The sequence below is a fragment of the Streptomyces griseus genome, from assembly GCF_900460065.1.
GTDB classification, from domain to species: Bacteria; Actinomycetota; Actinomycetes; order Streptomycetales; family Streptomycetaceae; genus Streptomyces; species Streptomyces griseus.
Genome location: NZ_UAVD01000043.1, coordinates 1 through 21,347 on the forward strand (window position 1 = coordinate 1; position 21,347 = coordinate 21,347).

The following is a 21,347-nucleotide window of genomic DNA, read 5'->3' on the forward strand; positions in this document are numbered from 1 at the left end:
TCCGGAGCAGCGCCGCGTCCAGGCCGAGCAGCTCCAGCAGCTCGGGATCGTAGGCGCCGGTGGCGGTGGAGTACCAGCCGCTGCCCGAGGCGTCCCCGGGGTCGGTGACGGCGACGCCCGCGAGGCGCTCGGTGAGGAAGTCGTGGGGGAGGCGGACGCCCGCCGCGTCCGCCGCGCTCGCCGGGTCGTTCTCGCGCAGCCACTGCCACTTGGAGGCGGTGATCGAGGCGACCGGCACGGACCCGGTCCGCTCCGTCCAGGCCCCGGGCCCGCCGAGCGCGTCGGTGAGAGCGGCGGCCTGCGGCGCGGAGCGGGTGTCGTTCCACAGCAGCGCGGGGCGCAGCGGCCGGCCCGCGCCGTCCAGCACGACGAGCCCGTGCTGCTGCCCGGCGACCGCGATGCCGGTGACCGCGCGAGCGGGGAGGCCGGACGCCTTCAGTCCGTCGGCCACGGCCTCGCACAGGGCCCGCCACCAGATCTCCGGATCGCTCTCCCGGGCCCCGGCCTCGCCGGTGACCACATGGGGCGCGCGGCCCACGGCGAGCTGTTCGCCGGTCGCCGCGTCGATGAAGGCGGCCTTGGTGGACTGCGTCGAGCTGTCCACGCCGATGACGACGGCGGGTGACGGCATGGGGAGCCTCTTTCGCACGGGACGGCCTGATCATTTGGCTGGGGCACGAACAAATTACGGGATGGCCGCCGCCCTGCACAGGGGGCGGGGGAGGCTTCGCGCGTCAGGGGGGTTCCCTGGTCGAGCTGTGGTGTGCTTGATTAGTCATGACACTGAACAAATAGGGGTGCCGGGCCGGCGGCCGGGAGCCCCGACGGTAGGCGAAGGCGGTCGGACGACGATGACGGAACGCTTCACCCCCACTCCCGAGGACAAGTTCAGCTTCGGCCTGTGGACCGTGGGCTGGCAGGGCCGGGATCCCTTCGGGGACGCCACCCGCGCGGCCATCGACCCCGTGGAGTCGGTGCGGCGGCTCGCTGAGCTGGGAGCCTGGGGGGTGACCTTCCACGACGACGACCTGATCCCCTTCGGGGCGCCGGAGGCCGAGCGCGAGAGGATCGTCAAGCGCTTCCGCAAGGCGGTCGACGACAGCGGTCTCGTCGTGCCCATGGTGACGACGAACCTCTTCACCCACCCCGTCTTCAAGGACGGCGGATTCACCGCCAACGACCGGGGGGTGCGCCGGTACGCACTCCGCAAGACCCTGCGCAACATCGACCTCGCCGTCGAGCTGGGGGCGACGACCTTCGTGGCGTGGGGCGGCCGCGAGGGGGCCGAGTCCGGCGGGGCGAAGGACGTCCGCCTCGCCCTCCACCGGATGAAGGAGGCCTTCGACCTGCTGGGCGAGTACGTCGTCGAGCAGGGCTACGACCTCCGTTTCGCCGTCGAGCCCAAGCCGAACGAGCCGCGCGGCGACATCCTGCTGCCGACCATCGGCCACGCCCTGGCCTTCATCGAGCGCCTGGAGCGTCCCGAGCTGGTCGGCGTCAACCCGGAGACCGGCCACGAGCAGATGGCCGGGCTCAACTTCCCGCACGGCATCGCCCAGGCCATGTGGGCGGACAAGCTCTTCCACATCGACCTCAACGGCCAGTCCGGCATCAAGTACGACCAGGACCTGCGCTTCGGCGCGGGCGATCTGCGGCAGGCGTTCTGGCTCGTCGACCTGTTGGAGAGCGGCTACGAAGGCCCCCGCCACTTCGACTTCAAGCCCCCGCGCACCGAGGACCACGACGGTGTCTGGGCCTCGGCGGCGGGCTGCATGCGCAACTACCTCATCCTCAAGGAGCGCGCCGCAGCCTTCCGCGCCGACCCCGAGGTGCGGGCTGCCCTTCGCGCGTCCCGCCTGGACGAACTGGCCCGCCCCACCGCAGGCGACGGGCTGGCGGGCCTGCTCGCCGACCGCAACGCCTACGAGGACTTCGACGTGGACGCCGCCGCGGAACGCGGCATGGCCTTCGAGGCGCTGGACCAGCTCGCCATGGACCACCTGCTCGCCGTGCGCTGACCCGTACCGGGCCGGACCCGCACCGGGTCCGGCCCACCGGCTCCGGGCCGCTCGTTCCGCCGGGCCCCGCCCGCCCAGGTCGTTCCACCGGCTCAGGCCTGCCCGGCTGCCATCGGGCAGGCCCACCGGGCTCGTTCCGATGGTTCGGCCACCGTGCCGGGCCCGCCGGGTCCGGCCGACCCACTCGTTCCGCCCGGTCCGGAGCACCGGGCCCGCCCGCCGGCTGAGCCGACCCCGGCCGGGCGGCCCCGCTCAGCCGCCGGACGGCTCCGCGTACGCCACCGGATCGTCCAGCACGTCCTGCACCACGAGCGCCGCCGCGCCCCGCGCCGCGTCGCCCGCCACCGAGGACGCCCTGAGCCGCCCGCCGCCCGGGGACCAGAGCCCCGACACGACCCGGCCGGTCAGCTCCGCGTCGGCGGGCGGCGCCAGCCACGGCATCAGCCCCCGGTAGATCCCGCCGAGCACCACCGCGTCCGGGTCGATCAGGTTCACCGCGCCCGACAGCACCCGGCCCAGCATCCGGCCCGCCTCACCGACCGCGGCCACCGCGCGCGGGTCCCCGGCGTCCGCGCGCCGCTCCAGCTCCAGCACCCCCGAGGCGCCGCCGATCCCCTCGATCCCGGCCGCCCGCAGCAGCGCCGCCTGGCCGGCGTACTGCTCCAGGCACCCCCGCGAACCGCACCGGCACTCCGGTCCCTCGGGATCCACCACCACATGCCCGATCTCCCCGGCGAAACCGTGCGCACCGCGCAGCAGTTCGCCGCCCAGGACGAGCGCGCCGCCGACCCCGATCTCCCCGGTCAGATAGAGGAAGCTGCGCACATCCCCCAGACCGCCGAACCACAGCTCGGCCAGCGCCGCGAGATTCGCCTCGTTCTCCGAGGCGACCGGCAGCACCGGGTGGCCGGGGCGCAGGGCGGCCAGCGCCTCGGCGAACAGCCGCTGCGCCGGGACCTCGTTCCAGCCGAGGTTGGGGGCCTGCCGCACCGACCCGCCGGAGACGAGACCCGGCAGCGCCAGGGCCGCGCCCACCGGACGCAACTCCTGCTCGTACGCCGACTCCAGGGTCCGCGCGGCGATCCGGGCCGCCCGGGCCAGGGCCTCCCCGGCGGGCGTGCCCCGGTTGTCGAGGTGCTCGGTCTGCCGGACCCGGCCGGTGCCCGCCAGGTCGACCACGCACACCGAGACGTAATCGATGTTGATCTCCACGCCGAGCCCGGCCGGTCCGGTCCTGGCCACCTTGAGCGCGGTGCCGGGGCGGCCGGCCTGACCGCTGAACGTCTTGCCCGACTCGGTGAGGAATCCGCTGTCCATCAGCTGCTCGACGAGCGAGGACACCGCGGCCCGGGTCAGCCCGACCCGGGCGGCGACTCCGGCCCGGGTCGCCTCGCCCCGCTCGCCCTCGTCCCGTACGGCGCGGAGTACCAGGCTCAGATTGTGCCGTCGCACGGTGTCCTTGTCGGCCTTGGGCCCCAGCGGAGTGAGGATGCTCTTCATATCGTCGCCGAGCCTATGCGATGCGGGGCTCCCGGTGGGGCGGCGGGAACGCGTCGTAGCGCGGAAGAGGCGGGGACCGTCACGGAGGGGCGGTCCGGGCCGTCCGGCCCGGACCACCCCCTCGGTCGTGCTCGGCTCAGGGCTTCGCGCCCCGGTCCTTCAGCATGCCGGCCATCAGGCCGATCTCCGACTCCTGGCCGAGGACCATGCCCGCCGCCAGATCCCGGATGGCGTCCGTCTTCGCCGCGCCGGCCGCCGCCTGCGCCATGTCCGCGCCGGCGCGGTGGTGCACGGTCATCAGCCGCAGGAACAGCACCTCGGCCTTCTCGCCCTTCGCGGCCGAGAGGGCCGCCAGCTCCGCGTCGGTGGCCATGCCCGGCATCAGCGAACCGTCGTAGGTCGGGGTGAGGGCGTGCCCCATCCACTCCATCGGCGGTCCGGCGGCGCTCTTGGGCAGCCCCCACAGCTCCAGCCAGCCCAGCATCATGCCGCGCTGGTTGGCCTGGGTGTTGATGATGTCGTACGCGAGGCGGCGCACGTCCTCGTCGTCGGTGCGGTCCCGCACGATGAACGACATCTCGACCGCCTGCTGGTGGTGGATCGCCATGTCCCGGGCGAAGCCCGCGTCCACCGAGTCCTCCGCGGGGGCGGACCGCGCCGCCGCGGACGCCCCGGACGGGGAGGCCGCGGAGGGGCGTACGACCATCAGCGCCACCAGCCCCAGCGCCAGGAGCAGTACGGCGGCCCCCGCGAGGACCATCCGGCGGGTGGAGCCGGAGGACGTCAGGGCGGTCACTTGTCCAGCCCACCGGTGCAGGCGGCCCCCGGCTCAGGGGTCTGCGGGCCCTGCACGTACTTGGTGAAGAACTGGGCCACCCGGTCGTCGGTGGCGCTCTTGACCGTCACCTGCTTGCCCCACGCGCTGAGCACCAACGGGTCCTTCTGGTCCTTGACCGGGCTCATCAGGGAGTACGGAGTCGACTTGACCTTCTTGGTCAGCGCCTCGACGTCGGCGTCCGAGGCCTTGTCGTTGTACGTCACCCAGACCGCGCCGTGCTCCAGCGAGTGCACGGCGTTCTCCTTCGCTATCTCGTCGGTGTAGACGTCCGCGTTGCAGTTCATCCAGACCTGGTTGTGGTCGCCGCCGACGGGCGGGTTCATCGGGTAGTCGACCTTGGTCGTCACGTGCTCCCGCCCCAGGTCGTCCCAACTGCGCTCGCCGGTGACCGGCGAGGTTCGGGCCTGGTTCTCCTTCTCTTCCTTCTCGTTCGCCTGCGACATCAGATAGCCGCCCCCGGCGACCAGGGCGGCGACCACGGCCACCGACGCGCTGATGGTGATGATGCGGACCCGCCGCTCACGGGCGCGCTCCTTGCGGCGCGCCTCCTCGAGCTTGGCGCGACGCGCCGAGGCCGGGTTGTTCTGGTTCTTGGCGGAAGCCATGGGATGTCCTCGTCGTTCAACCGGTGCATTCAGGCGATGCACGGTGGGGGAAGGGGTGCGGGCAGGCGGAAAACCGCTCCCGGTGAACCGGCGCCGGGGCGCGGCGGGAGAGCGGGACCGGCCTCTAGATCCGCTGGACCTGAAGGCGTAGTTGATCGACGGAACGCACCCCGTCGTGCGCGGGACCCCGGATGGCCGCCGCGCCGGTGAGCGGAGCGGCGGGGACGAAGGTCACGGGCGAGGGAACGGCGACGGGGGCGGACGGCGCCGGAAGCACGACGGCCGCCGTGTGCGTCGAGCCGCCGTGGCACGACGTCCCGAGCCCGCGGTCCGCGGGGGAGGCCAGGACGACCGGTTCGAACGCGGCGTCGGGCGTCGGGGTGAAGGCACGGACGGTGCTCCCCCCTGCCGGGCCCACCGGACCCGCCGCGACGGCGGGCGAGGTGGTGACCGAGCAGCAGAAGAGCATGGCGAGGAGGAAGAACACCCAGCCCAGGGCGACGGGCGTGCGGGAGCGGTGCCGCTGCCGGTCCGTCCGCGTGCTCACCCTGGTCATCGCCCGTCATCGTAGTGGGTGCATGAAGATTCAAAGAATATGGGTCGCGCTGTCCGCGGCACAGTGTGCCCGAGTCGCCGCCGCTCGAACAGAGTCCAAATGATTTACAGGTGTAATACCTGTTAACGTATATGGGTGACCGATACACCTATTCGCTCGGGGCGACGCCCGGCCCGGGCCCTCCCGCTGGCCCCGGCCCTCCGGCTCGCACAACCGTCGGACACCTGGTTCAAGCCCGCCCTCAGCGTGGTCGCCGCCTCCGCCGCGCCCCAGCTGACGCTTCTGGCCCTCGGCAGGCTGGACCTCGTGATGTACACGATGGCCGGTTCGCTCTGCGCGCTCTACGGTCACGGTCTCCCGTACGCCCGACGGGCCGGGGCCGTCGCGGGCGTCGTCCTCGGCATGACGGCCTCGCTCGCCGTCTCCCTGGTCGCCGCGTCGCTCACCGCGTCGACCGCCGTGCTCATCGCCGTCGGGGCGCTGCTCGCCGCCGCCCAGAAGGTGCTGTGCGACGCCACCCGGATCGGGCCGCCCGGTCATGTGATCTTCACCTTCGTCAGCTCCGCCGCCCTCTTCGCCCCGCAGCGCCCGGAGCAGATCCCCGGCCACCTCGCGCTGACCCTCTGCGCGGGCGGGTTCGCCTGGCTGGTCGCCGTCGCCCCCGCCCTGGTCCGTCGCGAGGGGCCCGAACGCCGGGCCGTCGCCCGCGCCCTGGAAGCCGCGGCCGCGTGCGCCGCCGACCCCGGCCCCCGGACCCGCAACGCCGCGGCCGCCGCCGTCCACGCCGCCTGGCAGTGCCTGCTCGCCTCCGGCCGCCCCACCCCCGTGCGCCGGGCGTTGGAGCGCCTGGTGGTGCACGCCGAAGCGGCCTTCGCGACTCCGCGCCCCGGGGGCGGAACCGTGGATCCGGACCGGCTGCGCGCCTGGGCCGTCCAGGCCCGGGCCCGGGGGCCCGTGCCCACGCCGCCGCCGGCCCCCGGCACCGCCGACGAGCTCTACGGCATCGACGCGGAACGCGCCGCCCTGCGGGCCCCCGAAGGCCGCCGCGCGGCCCGTCGCGCCCTGCTCCACCGCCTCGGCCCCGGATCCCCGCTGCTGCCGGTCGCCGTCCGCACCCTGATCGGCTGCGCGCTCGCCGGATACCTCTGCGCCGCGCTCGGCGTCGGCCGCCCCTACTGGGCGATCGTCACGGCCGCCTCCCTCTACCAGGCCAACATCACCCTGTCGTGGAACCGCACCCTCCAGCGCACCCTCGGCAACCTCCTGGGCGTACTCGTCTTCGCCGCCGCTCTCCCCGTGTCCCGGATCAGCCCGCTCGCCCTCGTCTGCTGCTGCCTCTTCTTCGGCTTCGCCGCCGAAGCCCTCATCACCCGCAACTACTGGCTCGGCTCCGTCGCGGTGACCCCGATGGCCCTGCTGATCCTGGAGTTCGGCGGCGCCCATCCGGCCGGGGAACTCATCGGCGACCGGGTCCTGGACACCGTCCTCGGGGCGGTCGTCGGCTTCCTGGCCGCGACGCTGGTCACCAACCGGCGGGCGGCGGGGCGCGTCGAGCGGGCGCTCGACGCCCTCGGCCGGGCCGTCGCCGACGCCGAACGGGCCGGGGCCGACCCCGGGGCGGCGCCCGCGGCACGGGACCGGGCGCGCCGGGCCCTCACCGCGAGCCTGGTCGAACTGCGCGAGGCCGGGGACACCGCCGCGGGCGAATGGTGGCAGCGTGCCCTGCCCGAGCAGCGCCTTCTCGCGGCCGAGCAGGCCGGACACCGTACGCTCGCCGCGACAGCAGAACGGCGGGGGCCCGGGCGCGAAGCGCCTCCCGCGGCCCACGCCCCTTCGATCGGAGCGGAGTGACCGACGACATCGTTGCCTCGGTGGTCCGGCAGTGGCAGACCGTCAACCCCGGGCTCGACACCGGACCGATGGAGATCATCGGCCGGATCAACCGCTGCGCCGCCCTGCTCCAGCAGGCGGAGGACGCCCCGTTGCGTTCCGCCGGACTGACCCGCGCGGAATTCGACCTCCTCGGCGCCGTACGCAGGACGGACCGGGAACTGACCCCCGGTGAACTGGCCCGCGAGACCTTCTCCTCCGGGGCCGCCGTCACCAAGCGGCTCCGCTCCCTCCAGGACCGCGCCCTGGTCGAGCGCCGGGGCGACGCCCGGGACCGTCGGGTCGCCCATGTCCGGCTCACCGACGAGGGCCGGGCCCTGGTCGACCGGCTGCTGCCCGAACAGCTCGCCTACGAACGCGCGGTGCTCGCCGGTCTGGACGGCGACGCGCGAGACGAACTGGGCTCCAGACTGGGCGAGTTGCTCGTGCAGCTGGAGGGGCGGCTCGGCGGAGCCCGGCGCTGACCGGGCGGCCCGGCCCGGGCCGCGGCAGTCACGTCAGTGCGGCGTTTTCGCGTGTCACTCGCCCGCCGGTCACGAATCTGCACCTTTCGATCCGGTTCGCTCACCTGTGCCGTTGTCCTGTTGTGCTCGGTGAAGGGCGCCCGTGCGAGGCCGATTTGCCCGCATGAGGGACGTTTGCCGACCTCGACTGCTTCTCCTTTCGGGCCGTGTGGCGCTCCTGGTGAATCAATTTCAGCCATGCTTACTCACCGCGCACGCTCCGCAGCGCAGCGTGCAAAAACTGGCGAGTGTATTCCTCTCGGAGGGCTTCCGCAGGGGGTTGGGTGAATATGCCGAAGCACTGTTCTGATCTGGCTAAGCTCACGCGCAGTGAAGTCGAGTTGAGATGAATTCGAGCACTTGTTCCTGAGTCTCCGCTCACGTGCGCATACATCCCGGAATCAACCGCCAGAGGGTTTTAGATGGTCCGTGCTGAATCACCGCCGACCGACAGAGAAATTCCCGTCGTCCGCGTAGTCCTGCCGCCCGTGGCCCTGCTCCTCGGCGCCACCGGCGCCGGCTCGGCCCTGGTCGCACCGGCCGCGCGGATACCAGTCGCCGTGTGCGGCGCGATCGCCACGCTCGTGGTCGCCGTACTCTCCGTGGCGCTGCACCGCCGTCGGCGCGCCATGCGCGCCCAGCGCGCGGAGTACGAACAGCGCATCGCCTACCTGGAGCACCGGATCCTCTCGCACGACGCCGAGACGGTGCGGCTCACCAAGGAAGTCATGCCCGCCGCCATCCGACGGCTGCGCGTGGGCAATTCGCCCGAAGAGGTGATGCGCGACATCGTCGACGCGGACGCGGCCAACCGCCACCTGCCGAAAGCGCTGCGCGAGCAGATCCACCAGGTCCTCGAAGTCATCGACAACGAGGAGGCGCGGCGTGACTCCGCTCAGCGCGCCTTCGTCAGCGTCGCCCGCCGCGTCCAGGCGATCGTGAACCGCCAGGCCAGCGAACTGCGGGAGATGGAGGACCACTACGGGCGCAACCCCGACGTCTTCGACGACCTGCTGCGCATCGACCACGGCACCGCGCTGATCGGCCGCCTCGCCGACTCCATCGCCGTGCTCGGCGGCGCCCGCCCGAGCCGCCAGTGGCCCAAGCCCGTACCGCTGTTCAGCGTGCTGCGCGGCGCGATGTCCCGCATCCTGGAGTACCAGCGCGTCGATCTGCACTCGATCGCCAAGGTCGCCATCGTCGGCACCTCGGTCGAACCGCTCATCCACGCGTGCGCCGAACTCCTCGACAACGCGACCCGCTACTCACCGCCCCAGACCCGGGTGCACGTCACCGCGGTCGAGGTGCAGACCGGCATCGCCATCGAGATCGAGGACGGCGGCGTCAGCCTCAGCGAGGAGGCCCGCGCCCGCGCCGAGGACATGCTCGCCCAGGCACAGGCCGGCATCAACATGAACGACCTCGGGGAGTCCCCGCGCCTCGGCATGGCCGTCGTCGGCCGGCTCTCCCGGATGTACCAGCTCCAGGTGTCGCTGCGTCAGTCGGCGTACGGCGGCGTTCGCGCCGTCCTCATCGTGCCGCGCGACATGATCACCACCGGGCCCGCCCCGGGCATCGCCCACGGCATCGGCGCCACCTCGCGGCCCACCAGCTCGCTGGACATGTCGCAGCTCCAGCACGTGGTGCCGCCGCCCGGCAAGCGCAAGCCCAAGCCCGCCGCCACCGGCCCCGTGCCGTCCGTGGCCGCACCGGCCGCCACCGGAGCCGCCGCGGCCACCTCGCACGCGGCCCCTTCCGCAGCGGCCATGGAGGACGACCTTCCCGTGGTCACCGAGTGGACCGAGAACGGGCTGCCGCAGCGCCGCAGCCGGGGCCGCGCCCCGCTCGGCTCGCACAACCTCCCGCAGCAGCCCCCACCAACCCCCGCCCCCGCCAACGGGTTCCGGCCCGGCGCGGACGAGGGCGCGGACGACGGACGCGGCGAGGAGAAGCCCCCCGGCCTGTGGCTGGAGGCCTTCACCAAGGCCGTCAACGGCGTACCGCAGGAACGAAAGCACGGCGAAGACTCCGATGACGCGTGGGACAAGGGAGACCTGAAGTGATCCAGCAGCGGGGAAACATGGACTGGATGCTCAAGGAACTGGCCGAGGACGTACCGAGCATTCACCAGATCGTGGTGCTCTCGTCGGACGGCCTGCGCATCGCGATGCACGGCGGCGACCCCGACGTCGCCGACCGGCTCGCGGCCGCCTGCGCCGGACTGCAGAGCCTGGCCGCCGCGGTGGCCACCGAGATCCCGTACAGCGACGGCCTGATGAAACTCGTGGTCATCGAGGTGACGGGCGGGTTCTTCTACCTGATGGCGGCCGGAACGGGCGCCTATCTCGCGGTCCTGGCCGGCGAGACCGTCGACGCCGGACTCGTCGGGGCCCGGATGCGGGACATGGTCGTGCGGATCGGAGCCCATCTGACCAGCCCGCCCCGCCACGGCGGGCAGTCCGGATGAGTGGTCCTCGACGAGAACGCCGCAAGGCCGATCCGGACCTGCACGACCCGGAGCGGCTGTACGTGATCACCGGCGACCTCGACGACAGTGAACGGTCCGCGCTCGACCTGGTCACCATGGTCGTCGCGCAGGCGGAGCCCTCGCCGACCTTCCAGCCCGAGCAGGCGGCCATCCTGCGGCTCTGCCAGGCCCCGTTGTCCGTCGCGGAGATCTCGGCCTACCTCAGCCTGCCGTTCAGCGTGGTCACCTCGCTCCTCAGCGATCTCCTCGCGACCGAACTCATCGAGTCGCGCGCGCCGATCGTCCGCGCCACGCTCCCCGACAGGTCCCTTCTCGAAGCGGTGATGCATGGACTTCAGAAGCTCTGACACGATCACCGGACCCCGCAGCGAGGACGTCCTTCCCACCACGGCCACCGCCGCGGTGAAGGTCGTGATCGTCGGAGGGTTCGGCGTCGGCAAGACCACCATGGTCGGCTCGGTGAGCGAGATCCGGCCGCTGACGACCGAAGAGACCATGACCCAGGCCGGCGTCGGCGTGGACGACAACGCCGGGGTGGAGACGAAGACCGCCACCACCGTCGCCATGGACTTCGGACGGATCAGCCTCAGCGAGGAACTGATCCTCTACCTCTTCGGCACCCCCGGTCAGGAACGCTTCTGGTTCCTGTGGAACGGCCTCTTCGAGGGCGCCCTCGGCGCGGTCGTCCTCATCGACACGAGGCGGCTCGAAGTGAGCTTCGACGTCATCGGCCGTCTGGAGGAGCGCGGAGTGCCCTTCGTGGTGGCCGTGAACACCTTCCCCGACGCTCCGCACCACCCGGTCGAGGCCCTGCGCAGAGCCCTCGACCTGCCGGACGAGGTCCCGATGATCGACTGCGACGCCCGGCTGCGGGCCTCCAGCCGCGATGTGCTGATGACCCTGATGCGCTATCTGCACAGCCTGGCCGTCCCCCTCGCCTGACGGCGAACCTCCTGCGGGCCCGCCCGGTCCGCCCGGATCCGTGACCGGATCCCTGACCGGATCCACGACCGGGGGCGCGCGCCATCCCGCGGCGCCTGCCCCCGGCCCGGCCCGCGGGCCCGTCCCGCCCGCCCGTGCACCAGCCCTGGAATCCTGATCCCTGGAGCCCCTGTGACAACCCCCTTCCACCACGAACCCGGCACCGTGCCCCCGCCCCAGTGCCCGGCCCACAACCTCGACATCGGCCCCGGCGGACTGCGCCGGCTCCACGGTCCCGAGGCGGAGAACAACCCGGCGGGCCTCTACGACAAGCTCCGCGCCGAACACGGCACGGTGGCCCCGATCCTGCTCCACGGCGACGTCCCCGCCTGGCTCGTGCTCGGCCACAGCGAGAACCTCCACGTCACCCGTACGCCCTCCCAGTTCTCCCGGGACTCACGGCGCTGGCGGGCCCTCCAGGACGGCAGCGTCGCCCCGGACCACCCGCTCGCCCCGATCTTCACCTGGCAGCCCATCTGCGTGTTCGCCGACGGCGCCAAGCACGAACGGCAGCGCGGCGCGGTCACCGACAGCATGGAGCGCATCGACACCCGCGGGGTGCGCCGCCACATCAACCGCTTCAGCAACCGGCTCGTCAACGACTTCTGCGAGAAGGGCACCGCCGACCTGGTCGGCCAGTTCGCGGAGCATCTGCCGATGATGGTGGTGTGCGCGATCTTCGGCATGCCGGAGGAGTACGACGAGCGGCTCGTCCAGGCCGCCCGGGACATGACCCGCGGCACCGAGACCGCCGTGGCCAGCAACGCCCACATCGTGTCCGTGCTCACGCGCCTGGTCGAGCGGCGCCGCGCCGAACCCTCGCCGGACCTGGCCTCCTGGCTCGTCGAGCACCCCGCGACGATGACCGACACCGAGGTCATCGAGCATCTGCGCCTGATCATGATCGCCGCCTACGAGTCCACCGCCAACCTCATCGCCAACGTGCTGCGCATGGTCCTGATCGACCCGCGCTTCCGCGCCCGGCTCAGCGGCGGGCACATGACCGTCCCCGAGGCGGTCGAGCAGACCCTGTGGGACGAGCCGCCGTTCACCGCCGTCTTCGGCCGCTGGGCGGTCGGCGACACCGAACTGGGCGGCCAGCAGATCAAGGCGGGCGACGCCCTCCTCGTCGGGATCGCCCCGGCCAACACCGACCCCACCGTCCGCCCGGACCTGGGCGCCGACATGGGCGGCAACCGCGCCCACCTGGCCTTCAGCGGCGGCCCCCACGAGTGCCCGGGACAGGACATCGGCCGGGCCATCGCCGACGTCGGGGTCGACGCCCTCCTGATGCGCCTGCCGGACCTGGAGCTCGGTGTCGGGGAGAGCGAGCTGCACTGGGTCGGCAACATCATGTCCCGCCACTTGGTCGAGCTGCCGGTGAAGTTCGCCCCCGGCCCCCAGCAGAAGCTGGACGCCGACCCGCTCACGGTGATGGCCCGGGCTCCTCGCCCCGCCGACGCCTGGGAGATCTCCTCCCCGGCCAGGCAGGTCCCCGAGCCCCGCCACGAGGCGGTCGTGGCGCAGCCCGCCCATGCCCCCGGCGCCGCACCCACGGCCGAGCCCGACCCCGCCCCGGCGGCGCCCCCCGCGCCGGAACCGGCCGCCGCCCCCGAGCCCGCTCCGGTGGCGACGATCCCGCAGCAGCGCCGGCCGGCCGCCCCCGCCCGGTTCTGGCAGGCGGTCACGCGCTGGTGGAGCGGCTACTGACACGCCGCCGACCCCGTCCGGCCGCGGCGGCCCCGGACCACGCCCACGGGCCCGGGGCCGCCGCGCCCCGACCCGGGGCGGGGCGCGGGCAGCGCCGGACAGCCCGGACCTGCCCGTACCATCGAGCAGCGTGAAGCTCACCATTCTTGGCGGCGGCGGATTCCGGGTGCCCCTCGTGTACGGGGCCCTGCTCGGCGATCACGCCCAGGGCCGCGTCTCCCGGGTCACGCTCTACGACACCGACGCCGACCGGCTCACGGCCGTCGCCCGCGTCCTCGCGGAACAGGGGCGGGACGTCGCCGACGCCCCCGCCGTCGTCGCCACCACGGAGCTCGACGAGGCACTGCGCGGCGCCGACTTCGTGTTCTCCGCCATCCGGGTCGGCGGGCTTGCCGGACGCGCCGCCGACGAACGGGTGGCCCTCGACGAGGGCGTCCTCGGCCAGGAGACCGTGGGCGCCGGCGGCATCGCGTACGGGCTGCGCACCGTTCCCGTCGCCCTCGACCTCGCCCGCCGCATCGCCCGGCTCGCCCCGCACGCCTGGGTCATCAACTTCACCAACCCGGCGGGCCTCGTCACCGAGGCCATGTCCCGGCACCTGGGCGACCGGGTCATCGGGATCTGCGACTCGCCGGTCGGCCTGGGGCGGCGCGTCGCGCGCGTCCTGGGCGCCGATCCGGACCGGGCCTGGATCGACTACGCCGGACTCAACCACCTCGGGTGGGTACGCGGGCTGTACGTGGACGGGCGGGACGAACTGCCGCGGCTGCTCGCCGATCCGCGGCTCCTCGCATCCTTCGAGGAGGGCCGCCTCTTCGGCGCGGACCTGCTCAGGTCGCTGGGCGCGATCCCCAACGAATACCTGCACTACTACTACTTCAACCGGGAAGCGGTGCGCGCCTACCAGGAGGCCGAACGGACCCGGGGCGCCTTCCTCCAGGACCAGCAGGAGGGCTTCTACGCCCGTATGCGGGAGCCCGGCACCCCGCCCCTGGCCACCTGGGAGCGCACCCGCGCCGAACGCGAGGCGACGTACATGGCGGAGAACCGCGACGTCGCCGGGGCGGGGGAGCGGGAGGAGAGCGACCTGGAGTCCGGGGGCTACGAACAGGTCGCGCTCGCCCTGATGCGAGCCGTCGCCCGCAACGAACGCACCTCCCTGATCCTCAACGTCCGCAACCGCACCGCCCTGTCGGCCCTGGACGCGGACGCCGTCGTCGAGGTGCCCTGCCTCGTCGACGCCAACGGGGCCCACCCGGTGGCCGTCTCCCCCCTCCCGGACCACGCGGTCGGCCTCGTCACCGCGGTGAAGGCCGTGGAGCGGGCGGTGCTGGAGGCGGCGGAGAGCGGATCGGGCGCGGCGGCCGTCCAGGCGTTCGCGCTGCACCCGCTGGTCGACTCCGTGGCCGTGGCCCGGCGGCTGCTCGACCGGTACGCCGAGGTCCACCCGGGGCTCGCCTACCTCGGCCGGCCCTGACCCCGTGGGGCCCGCGTCGGAACGATACGGGCCCGACCTGACCGGGCCCGGCTCGTTCCGACGCGGGCCCCGCCCGGTCGCCGGGGGGCTATGGCGCGGACACGACGCTCGCCCTGCCGGTCGTGGCCCAACTGGGCGCCACCCCGGTCACCTGGCAGACCATCAGGAAAAGCGGAATGGGCGGGGTGTACGGGGTGAGACCGTCCGGCGAGTGGATCAGCCGGGGCCGCCCGGCGGGCACCTCCGCGTCACGCGCGTACGTCACCTGCTCGGGCCAGTCGAGATCCAGGTCGGAGCCGGCCGGAACGATCCACCACCAGCGGTCCGCGTCGGCGAAGACGCATCCGGTACGCGGCAGATGGGACATCAGGCGGAAGCCGTGCCGGGCGGGCACCCCGACCGCGTCACAGCCCAGGGTGGCCGACATCGAGGCCGGCAGGACCAGTCGCATCCCGCCGCCGCGGGCCTGCTCGGGCGTCCGGGCCCCCCGCGCCGCGCGCAGCCGGGCCAGCGCGTTCCTCAGCATGGCCGCTCCGCGCCGGGCGGCTGCTCCGCGTCGGCCGCCAGCTCCGCCCAGACGATGCGTCCGGAGGCGTAACCGGCGTCGTGCGAACCCCAGGCGCTGCTCATCGCGTCGACCAGGAGCAGACCGCGGCCGTGCTCGTCGTCGGAGGAGCGGCGCAGCCTTGGGCCGCCGGGCTGGTGTCCCTGGTCCTGCACGGCTATCCGCAACCGTCCGGCGAGCCGGCTCAGCTCGCACACCACCCGGGTGCTCGCGGTGTGCACGACGGCGTTGGTCACCAGCTCGGAGACGATGAGGACGGCCGCGTCACGGGTGTCACGGTCCAGCTTCCAGGCGTCCGTCCGGGCTCGCGTCAGCTCGCGCGCACCGGCCACCGACTCGGGGTGCGCCGGGAGCGCGAAGCAGTAACGGAGCGCCTCCGTCCCGGGGCTGAGGTCCATGAGCCGGGGGATGAGCGCACTGCCAGGTGCCACGACCGATTCCTCACAGTGGGGGCTGCGTCACGCTTCGTTCCCCGGCTGGCCGGGGGCGGGCGCGACTGAGCGAACTGGTTCGGGAGTCAACTCTCCCCCTGACGATGACACTTGGCAAGGGGCACTCTGAAATTTCCAGAGTGACTGTGTCGTTGGGGGCGCACGCATGACACACTGCTCGCAAAACAGCGCATGGGGAGGTCTGAAGTGAGCGAACCGCGGTCCGCCCCGACCGTGGGCCAGGTCGTTCTCGGTAAGCGCCTGCAGGATCTGCGCGAGCGCGTCGGCCTGACCCGTGACCAGGCGGCGAAGGTGCTCCGGGTCGCCCCGGCGACGATACGCAGAATGGAGACGGCCGAGGTCGGGCTGAAGATCCCCTATGTCCAGCTGCTGCTGAAGGCCTACGGCGTCGCCGACCAGGAGGCCGACGCCTTCGTCGACCTGGCCGAGGAGGCGAACAAGCCGGGCTGGTGGCAGCGTTTCCACGACGTCCTGCCCGACTGGTTCAGCATGTACGTCAGCCTCGAGGGCGCGGCGAGCCTGCTGCGCATGTACGAGCCGCACTTCGTGCCCGGACTCCTCCAGACCGAGGACTACGCCCGTTCCGTGATGCGGACCGGCGCGGTCGGCCAGACCCGGCCCGAGGACATCGAGCGCCATGTGGCGCTGCGGATGGAGCGCCAGTCCCTGCTGGCCAGGGACGACGCCCCCAGGCTGTGGGTGATCATGGACGAGACCGTCCTGCGGCGTCCCGTCGGCAGCGCGCAGGCGATGCGCGGCCAGATCGACAAGCTGCTCGAAGCCACGGAGCTTCCCCACGTCACGCTTCAGATCGCGGAGTTCGCCACCGGCCACCACCCGGGAACCTACGGGCCGTTCGTCCTCTTCCGCTTCGCCGTCCCCGAACTCCCCGACATGGTCTACAGCGAGTACCTGACCGGAGCCGTCTACTTCGACGCCCGACCCGAGGTGGCCTCCTATCTCGAAGTCATGGACCGCATGGCGGCTCAGGCCGCGACTGCACAACGCACGAAGGAAATCCTCCGGGACTTCCGCAAGGAGCTGTGATGGACCACATATACAACGGCATGCCCGCCGGTGACCTCGGCTCCGAAGGCTGGTACAAGCCTTGGAGCGGCGGGAACGGCGGCAACTGCGTCGAGGCCATGAAGCTCTCCGACGGGCGGGTCGCCGTACGCCAGTCCGCCGACCCCGACGGCCCCGCGCTCATCTACTCCAACGGCGAGATCGCCGCGTTCATCCAGGGAGCCAAGGCCGGCCAGGCCGACTTCCTCCTCACCTGACCCGCACCCCTCCTCTGCAGGGGCATCCGACCACGGAGCGCGCCATGACCGGGCAAGAACCCCACTCCATCGAGATCGACACCAGCACGCCGCATCCGGCCCGGATGTACGACTGGTTCCTCGGCGGCAAGGACAACTACCCGGTCGACGAGCAGATGGCGCGCCAGCTGCTCTCCCTGGACACGCGGGGCCGCGACATGGCACGAGTCAACCGGGCGTTCATGCACCGGGCCACCCGCTGGCTCGCGGAGAGCGGGGTGCGCCAGTTCCTGGACATCGGCACCGGCATACCCACGGAGCCGAACCTCCACCAGATCGCCCAGCGGGCCGCCCGGGACGCACGCGTCGTCTACTGCGACAACGACCCGATCGTGCTCGCCCACGCGGCGGCGCTGCTCCGCTCGACGCCCGAGGGCGCCACCGAGTACATCCAGGCCGACGCCCGCAGACCGGAGACCATCCTGGCGGAGGCCGGAAAGGTCCTGGACTTCGACGAGCCGATCGCCCTGTCGATGCTGGCCCTGCTGCACTTCATCGACGACGAGGACGGCGCGGGCGAGCTGGTGGGGAAGCTGGTCGAGCAGCTTCCCTCCGGCAGCTACCTGGTGCTCTCGCACACCACCGGCGACTTCAACCCGGAGGGCGCCGCGCAGGCCCGGGCCATGTACAAGGCGCGCGGGATGACCCTGCGGCCCCGCAGCCGCGCCGAGCTCACGGCGTTCTTCGACGGCCTCGAACTGGTCGAGCCGGGTGTCACGCTCTCCGCCGACTGGCATCCGGAGCTCGGGGAGGTCATCGACGTCCCGGGCGACGAGCCGATCCCCGGATACGCGGGAGTGGCCCGCAAACCCTGAGCCCGGTCCCACGCGTCACAATGGAGCCATGTCACGACGCACCTCCCGGCCGCGCGGGCCCGCCGCCGCGCGGATCACCCCCGCCTCCCCGTGCCCCTGCGGCCTGCCCGCCGCCTACGGGGAGTGCTGCGGCCGCTTCCACTCCGGCAGCGCCGCCGCGCCGACCTGCGAGGCCCTGATGCGCTCCCGGTACGCGGCCTTCGCCGCCCGGGACGCGGCGTACCTGCTGCGCACCTGGCACCCCGGGACCCGGCCGCCCGGCGTCGACTTCGACCCCGGGACGCGCTGGACGGGACTGGACATCCTGGACACCACCGAGGGCAGTGCCTTCCACTCCACCGGAACGGTCACCTTCCGCGCCCACTACACCGACGACGGGCGCCCCGACTCCCTCCACGAGCAGAGCCGCTTCGTACGGCACGAGGGCGCCTGGGTCTACACGACGGCGGTCTTCGCCGACTGAGTCCGCCGGTACGGCGGTGGCCGGGGCCACACCCCGGGCCACGGCCACCGCCGGCTGCCTCAGACCGGGGCCCCCACCCGTCTCGACCCCCCGGGACCGGCCGCCGGGGACAGCTCCTGGGCCAGGTCCTCCGCGAGCAGCCGCTTGGCGATCACGTCAACGGTGGCCCGGAGCTGACGGTCGTCGGGACGGGCGCCGTCCTCGGCCAGGCGGTCGTTGAGCCAGCGGCCCCAGGCGTCGGAGATCACCGCCGCCTCGCGCCGGCCCGCCGCCGTGTGCGAGAAGATCCGGCCGTCGCCCGTGAGATAGCCCTCCTCGATCATCCGGTCGAAGACGGGCACCAGCACTTCCGGCGGGATACGGTGCCGGGCCGCGATCAGCCCGAGGCCCGCGTGGCCGACCATCCGGGTGAACAGGTCCACCTGCATCACCGCCCAGGCGCCCGCCATGTCGAGCCGGGTGTCGGACTCGGCGGTGATCCGCCGCGCGGTCTCCGGACCCGCGCCGTGCAGGATCGTGGCGACGGAGTACTCCAGGACCTTCGCCGAGTCCCCGCTGCCCGGCTGGGCGAAGCCCTCGCCCATGTCCGTCGACCCGAGCCGGGCCGAGTCCCGCAGCTTCACCTCCTTCAGGAACAGCGCGACCACGAAGCCGATCAGCGCGACGGGCACCGTCCACAGGAACACGGTGTGCAGGGTGTCCGCATAGGCCTGGGCCAGCGGTTCCGACTGGGCGGCGGGCAGCGCGTGCAACGCCTGCGGGCTCTGCGAGGCGCGGGCCAGGACCGCCGGGTCACCGCCCGCCGCCACCGCCCGCGCGACGCCGTCGCCGAGGTTCGGCTTCAACGCGTTGGCGTAGATCGTGCCGAACACCGCGGTGCCGAAGGCGCTGCCCAGGGTGCGGAAGAACGTCACGCCCGAGGTGGCCGTGCCCAGGTCCTCGTAGTCGACGGTGTTCTGCACGGCGATCGTCAGCACCTGCATGGCCAGGCCGATGCCGATGCCCAGCACCACCATGTACAGCGACTCCAGCCAGACGCCGGTCCCCGGCCCCATCCGGGACAGCAGGAACAGCCCGGCCGCCATGACCAGCGTCCCCACGATCGGGAAGACCCGGTAGCGGCCCGTCTTGCTCACCACGTTGCCGCTGAAGATCGAGGCGGCCAGCAGACCGGCGACCAGGGGCAGCGTCCGCACCCCCGAGAGCGTCGCCGAGTCCCCGTCCACGTACTGGAGGTAGGTCGGCAGGAAGATCATCGAGCCGAGCATCGCGAAGCCCACGATGAAGCTGAGGATCGAGCAGACGGTGAACACCGGATTGCGGAACAGCCGCATCGGCAGCATCGGTTCCTGCGCCCGCGTCTCCACCACGCAGAACAGGGCGAGCGCGATCAGACCGCCGACGAAGAGGCCGATGATCACCGCCGAGCCCCAGGCGTACTCGTTCCCGCCCCAGCTCGTCGCCAGGATCAGCGCGCTCGCCCCGACGGTGACCAGCGCGATGCCCCGGTAGTCGATGACCGGCCGCCCCGCGGCCTTCACCGACGGGATGTTCCGGGCGGCGGCGATGACCACCGCGATCGCGATCGGCACATTGACGTAGAACGCCCAGCGCCAGGTCAGATGGTCGGTGAACAGCCCGCCGAGCAGCGGCCCGATCACGGTGGAGATGCCGAAGACCGCCCCGATCGCGCCCTGGTACTTGCCCCGTTCGCGCAGCGGGATCACATCCGCGATCAGCGCCATCGACGTGACCATGAGACCGCCCGCGCCGATGCCCTGCATACCGCGCCAGATGATCAGCAGCAGCATGTCCGACGCGAGGCCGCACAGGAACGACCCGGTGATGAAGATGATCGCCGAGACCTGGAAGACCAGCTTCCGCCCGAACAGGTCGCCGAACTTGCCGACCAGCACGGTGGCCACCGTCTCGGCCAGCAGATAGGCGGTGACCACCCACGACATGTGCGCGGCCCCGCCCAGATCCGAGACGATCGTCGGCAGTGCCGTGCCCACGATCGTCTGGTCCAGCGCCGCGAGCAGCATGCCCAGCACGATCGTCGCGAAGACGATGTTCCGCCGCCGCCGGTCGAGGACGGGCGGCGGCGCGGCGGCACTCTGCGCGGCGGGAGCTTGCTCGCGGGCAGTGGTCACCCCTGCACCCTCACACCGGCCCCACGCCCCCGCATGCGGGGGCGGGCCGGACGGGGGTCGCACGGAGCCCCGGCACGGTCCGAGGGCGAGGGCCGAGGGCTGTCCCACGATCCGCGGCCCGCGGGGAGCGGCGCGAGGGGCTCAGCGGGGCAGCGAGGCGATCGAGGTCCTCAGCCGCGCCACGAACGCCTCACGGGTGCTGTCGTCGACCCGGTCGAGCGAGAGATACGGATTGAGGTCCTCCAGTTCGACGAGCAGCAGCGCGCCGTCCGCCGTCCGGCAGGCGTCGACCCGCTGGATCCCGTGGTCGAGGGAGTTCCAGGCGATGAAGCGCCGGGCGAACTCCCGGTCCTCGGCGCTCGCCGCGTACGGCTCCAGCTCCCAGCGCCGCTCCGGGTCCGGCGCGTACAGCGCGTACTGGAAGTCGTCGTCGACGAAGTAGAAGGACACCTCGTGGCGGAAGTCGACGCGCGGCTGGACGAGGAGCGACCCCTCGGCAGCCCGCTCCAGCTCGGTGGCCGCCTCCGCCGCCGTGACGAAGCGCAGCCCGACCGAGTCGGCCCCCAGCTTCGGCTTGACCACATAGGCGGAGGCGTCGGGCAGCTCCGGCAGATCCGCCGCCCGGTCCACCGTGGGGATGACCGGCAGACCGGCCCGGCCCATCTCGACCAGGTACTCCTTGCCCGCCATGTCGCCGCGCCCGCCCAGCGGGTTGTAGACCGGCGTCCCCAGCTCCCCGGCCCGGGCGCGGAACGCGTCGTACGCCTCCCGGTAGTGCAGCACCGGCCCGCTGTTGCGTACGAGGGCGAGGTCGAAGCGGTCCAGCAGCGCGGCCGCGTCCCGTGGAGGGCACAGCGCCACGTCGAACGACTCGCGCAGCCGGGAGCCGAGGTAGATGTCCTCGTCGCAGTAGCGGCGGCCACGGGCCTCGTAGGTGAGATCGGTGACGAGCAGGAGGGACGGGCGGCGTGCGCCGGCGGGTGACACGGTGGTCATGGGGTACTCCCGGGG

Annotated in this window: 22 protein-coding genes; 13 read left to right on the forward strand and 9 right to left on the reverse strand. The window is 72.7% G+C overall.

All coding sequences use genetic code 11. The features are described from left to right. On the reverse strand, nt 1-631 hold a 631-nt coding region (locus tag DTB53_RS30285; RefSeq protein ID WP_256656857.1), incomplete at its 3' end, for an FGGY family carbohydrate kinase. A 220-nt stretch (nt 632-851) separates the two neighbouring features. Between DTB53_RS30285 and xylA the strand changes: the two genes are divergently transcribed. Continuing rightward, nucleotides 852-2,018, forward strand: coding sequence for a xylose isomerase (gene xylA, locus DTB53_RS30290; protein WP_003964962.1), 1,167 nt, complete (start codon nt 852-854; stop codon nt 2,016-2,018). A 252-nt stretch (nt 2,019-2,270) separates the two neighbouring features. Here xylA and DTB53_RS30295 read toward each other — a convergent pair whose 3' ends face one another. The 4 genes from DTB53_RS30295 to DTB53_RS30310 form a co-directional block, all read right to left on the reverse strand. Next, a complete protein-coding gene (locus DTB53_RS30295; protein ID WP_003964961.1) occupies nt 2,271-3,518 on the reverse strand; it encodes an ROK family protein in 1,248 nt (415 codons plus the stop codon). Nucleotides 3,519-3,654: 136 nt separating this feature from the next. Next, the gene (locus tag DTB53_RS30300) at nt 3,655-4,314 is read right to left on the reverse strand and encodes a DUF305 domain-containing protein (protein WP_012378276.1); all 660 of its coding nucleotides are present in this window, start codon (nt 4,312-4,314) and stop codon (nt 3,655-3,657) included. Next, nucleotides 4,311-4,961 carry a thioredoxin-like domain-containing protein gene (locus DTB53_RS30305; RefSeq protein ID WP_003964959.1) on the reverse strand — a complete coding sequence of 217 codons (651 nt, stop codon included), beginning with the start codon at nt 4,959-4,961 and terminating at the stop codon, nt 4,311-4,313. The genes DTB53_RS30300 and DTB53_RS30305 overlap by 4 nt, the downstream gene beginning before the upstream one ends. Nucleotides 4,962-5,085: 124 nt before the next feature. After that, nucleotides 5,086-5,517, reverse strand: coding sequence for a hypothetical protein (locus DTB53_RS30310; protein ID WP_012378275.1), 432 nt, complete (start codon nt 5,515-5,517; stop codon nt 5,086-5,088). A gap of 135 nt (nt 5,518-5,652) precedes the next feature. Here DTB53_RS30310 and DTB53_RS30315 point away from each other — a divergent pair, with 135 nt between their 5' ends. The 8 genes from DTB53_RS30315 to DTB53_RS30350 all read left to right on the forward strand — a co-directional run bounded on the left by DTB53_RS30315 (nt 5,653) and on the right by DTB53_RS30350 (nt 14,566). Beyond that, nucleotides 5,653-7,368 carry an FUSC family protein gene (locus tag DTB53_RS30315; protein ID WP_012378274.1) on the forward strand — a complete coding sequence of 572 codons (1,716 nt, stop codon included), beginning with the start codon at nt 5,653-5,655 and terminating at the stop codon, nt 7,366-7,368. Beyond that, nucleotides 7,365-7,871 (forward strand): MarR family winged helix-turn-helix transcriptional regulator, encoded by a 507-nt coding sequence (locus DTB53_RS30320; RefSeq protein ID WP_012378273.1) that lies wholly within the window; start codon nt 7,365-7,367, stop codon nt 7,869-7,871. Before DTB53_RS30315 ends, DTB53_RS30320 begins: the two co-directional genes overlap by 4 nt. Nucleotides 7,872-8,332: 461 nt before the next feature. Then, on the forward strand, nt 8,333-9,973 hold the full coding sequence (locus tag DTB53_RS30325; protein ID WP_012378272.1) for a sensor histidine kinase: 1,641 nt from the start codon (nt 8,333-8,335) through the stop codon (nt 9,971-9,973). Continuing rightward, nucleotides 9,970-10,377, forward strand: coding sequence for a roadblock/LC7 domain-containing protein (locus DTB53_RS30330; protein WP_003964954.1), 408 nt, complete (start codon nt 9,970-9,972; stop codon nt 10,375-10,377). The genes DTB53_RS30325 and DTB53_RS30330 overlap by 4 nt, the downstream gene beginning before the upstream one ends. Continuing rightward, entirely contained in the window at nt 10,374-10,745 is a 372-nt protein-coding gene (locus DTB53_RS30335) for a DUF742 domain-containing protein (protein ID WP_003964953.1), read from the forward strand. The genes DTB53_RS30330 and DTB53_RS30335 overlap by 4 nt, the downstream gene beginning before the upstream one ends. Then, a complete protein-coding gene (locus tag DTB53_RS30340) occupies nt 10,726-11,340 on the forward strand; it encodes a GTP-binding protein (protein WP_003964952.1) in 615 nt (204 codons plus the stop codon). Before DTB53_RS30335 ends, DTB53_RS30340 begins: the two co-directional genes overlap by 20 nt. 171 nt (nt 11,341-11,511) lie before the next feature. Beyond that, nucleotides 11,512-13,089, forward strand: a complete 1,578-nt coding sequence (locus tag DTB53_RS30345; protein WP_012378271.1) for a cytochrome P450 — start codon at nt 11,512-11,514, stop codon at nt 13,087-13,089. 130 nt (nt 13,090-13,219) lie between these two features. Then, complete coding sequence (locus DTB53_RS30350) at nt 13,220-14,566, forward strand: 6-phospho-beta-glucosidase (RefSeq protein ID WP_003964950.1); 1,347 nt, start codon at nt 13,220-13,222, stop codon at nt 14,564-14,566. Between the two features lie 88 nt (nt 14,567-14,654). On the opposite strand, the gene DTB53_RS30355 is transcribed toward DTB53_RS30350, so the two are convergent. Then, a complete protein-coding gene (locus DTB53_RS30355) occupies nt 14,655-15,092 on the reverse strand; it encodes a hypothetical protein (RefSeq protein WP_003964949.1) in 438 nt (145 codons plus the stop codon). Continuing rightward, nucleotides 15,086-15,562, reverse strand: coding sequence for an ATP-binding protein (locus DTB53_RS30360; RefSeq protein WP_012378270.1), 477 nt, complete (start codon nt 15,560-15,562; stop codon nt 15,086-15,088). The genes DTB53_RS30355 and DTB53_RS30360 overlap by 7 nt, the downstream gene beginning before the upstream one ends. Nucleotides 15,563-15,769: 207 nt before the next feature. On the opposite strand from DTB53_RS30360, the gene DTB53_RS30365 reads away from it, so the two are divergent. The 4 genes from DTB53_RS30365 to DTB53_RS30380 are packed head-to-tail and all read left to right on the forward strand — an operon-like array spanning nt 15,770 to nt 18,183. Then, nucleotides 15,770-16,630 carry a Sco1979 family transcriptional regulator gene (locus tag DTB53_RS30365; protein ID WP_012378269.1) on the forward strand — a complete coding sequence of 287 codons (861 nt, stop codon included), beginning with the start codon at nt 15,770-15,772 and terminating at the stop codon, nt 16,628-16,630. Then, a complete protein-coding gene (locus DTB53_RS30370; protein ID WP_003964946.1) occupies nt 16,630-16,866 on the forward strand; it encodes a DUF397 domain-containing protein in 237 nt (78 codons plus the stop codon). The genes DTB53_RS30365 and DTB53_RS30370 overlap by 1 nt, the downstream gene beginning before the upstream one ends. Nucleotides 16,867-16,910: 44 nt before the next feature. Beyond that, nucleotides 16,911-17,720: an SAM-dependent methyltransferase gene (locus DTB53_RS30375; RefSeq protein WP_003964945.1), complete on the forward strand. Its 810-nt coding sequence runs from the start codon at nt 16,911-16,913 to the stop codon at nt 17,718-17,720. A gap of 28 nt (nt 17,721-17,748) precedes the next feature. Continuing rightward, nucleotides 17,749-18,183 carry a YchJ family protein gene (locus DTB53_RS30380; RefSeq protein ID WP_003964944.1) on the forward strand — a complete coding sequence of 145 codons (435 nt, stop codon included), beginning with the start codon at nt 17,749-17,751 and terminating at the stop codon, nt 18,181-18,183. Between the two features lie 59 nt (nt 18,184-18,242). Here the strand turns inward: DTB53_RS30380 and DTB53_RS30385 are convergent, their stop codons facing one another. After that, nucleotides 18,243-20,336 (reverse strand): MDR family MFS transporter, encoded by a 2,094-nt coding sequence (locus DTB53_RS30385; protein ID WP_012378268.1) that lies wholly within the window; start codon nt 20,334-20,336, stop codon nt 18,243-18,245. A gap of 141 nt (nt 20,337-20,477) precedes the next feature. Next, the gene (locus tag DTB53_RS30390; RefSeq protein ID WP_012378267.1) at nt 20,478-21,332 is read right to left on the reverse strand and encodes an ATP-grasp domain-containing protein; all 855 of its coding nucleotides are present in this window, start codon (nt 21,330-21,332) and stop codon (nt 20,478-20,480) included. Nucleotides 21,333-21,347 lie beyond the last annotated feature (15 nt).

What these genes read in the sequence shown, in the direction of transcription:
- xylA (WP_003964962.1), top strand. Translation starts at nt 852, where the DNA reads ATGACGGAACGCTTCACCCCCACTCCCGAGGACAAGTTCAGCTTCGGC.
- DTB53_RS30295 (WP_003964961.1), bottom strand. Translation starts at nt 3,518, where the DNA reads ATGAAGAGCATCCTCACTCCGCTGGGGCCCAAGGCCGACAAGGACACC.
- DTB53_RS30305 (WP_003964959.1), bottom strand. Translation starts at nt 4,961, where the DNA reads ATGGCTTCCGCCAAGAACCAGAACAACCCGGCCTCGGCGCGTCGCGCC.
- DTB53_RS30310 (WP_012378275.1), bottom strand. Translation starts at nt 5,517, where the DNA reads ATGACCAGGGTGAGCACGCGGACGGACCGGCAGCGGCACCGCTCCCGC.
- DTB53_RS30325 (WP_012378272.1), top strand. Translation starts at nt 8,333, where the DNA reads ATGGTCCGTGCTGAATCACCGCCGACCGACAGAGAAATTCCCGTCGTC.
- DTB53_RS30335 (WP_003964953.1), top strand. Translation starts at nt 10,374, where the DNA reads ATGAGTGGTCCTCGACGAGAACGCCGCAAGGCCGATCCGGACCTGCAC.
- DTB53_RS30340 (WP_003964952.1), top strand. Translation starts at nt 10,726, where the DNA reads ATGGACTTCAGAAGCTCTGACACGATCACCGGACCCCGCAGCGAGGAC.
- DTB53_RS30355 (WP_003964949.1), bottom strand. Translation starts at nt 15,092, where the DNA reads ATGCTGAGGAACGCGCTGGCCCGGCTGCGCGCGGCGCGGGGGGCCCGG.
- DTB53_RS30370 (WP_003964946.1), top strand. Translation starts at nt 16,630, where the DNA reads ATGGACCACATATACAACGGCATGCCCGCCGGTGACCTCGGCTCCGAA.
- DTB53_RS30375 (WP_003964945.1), top strand. Translation starts at nt 16,911, where the DNA reads ATGACCGGGCAAGAACCCCACTCCATCGAGATCGACACCAGCACGCCG.
- DTB53_RS30380 (WP_003964944.1), top strand. Translation starts at nt 17,749, where the DNA reads ATGTCACGACGCACCTCCCGGCCGCGCGGGCCCGCCGCCGCGCGGATC.
- DTB53_RS30390 (WP_012378267.1), bottom strand. Translation starts at nt 21,332, where the DNA reads ATGACCACCGTGTCACCCGCCGGCGCACGCCGCCCGTCCCTCCTGCTC.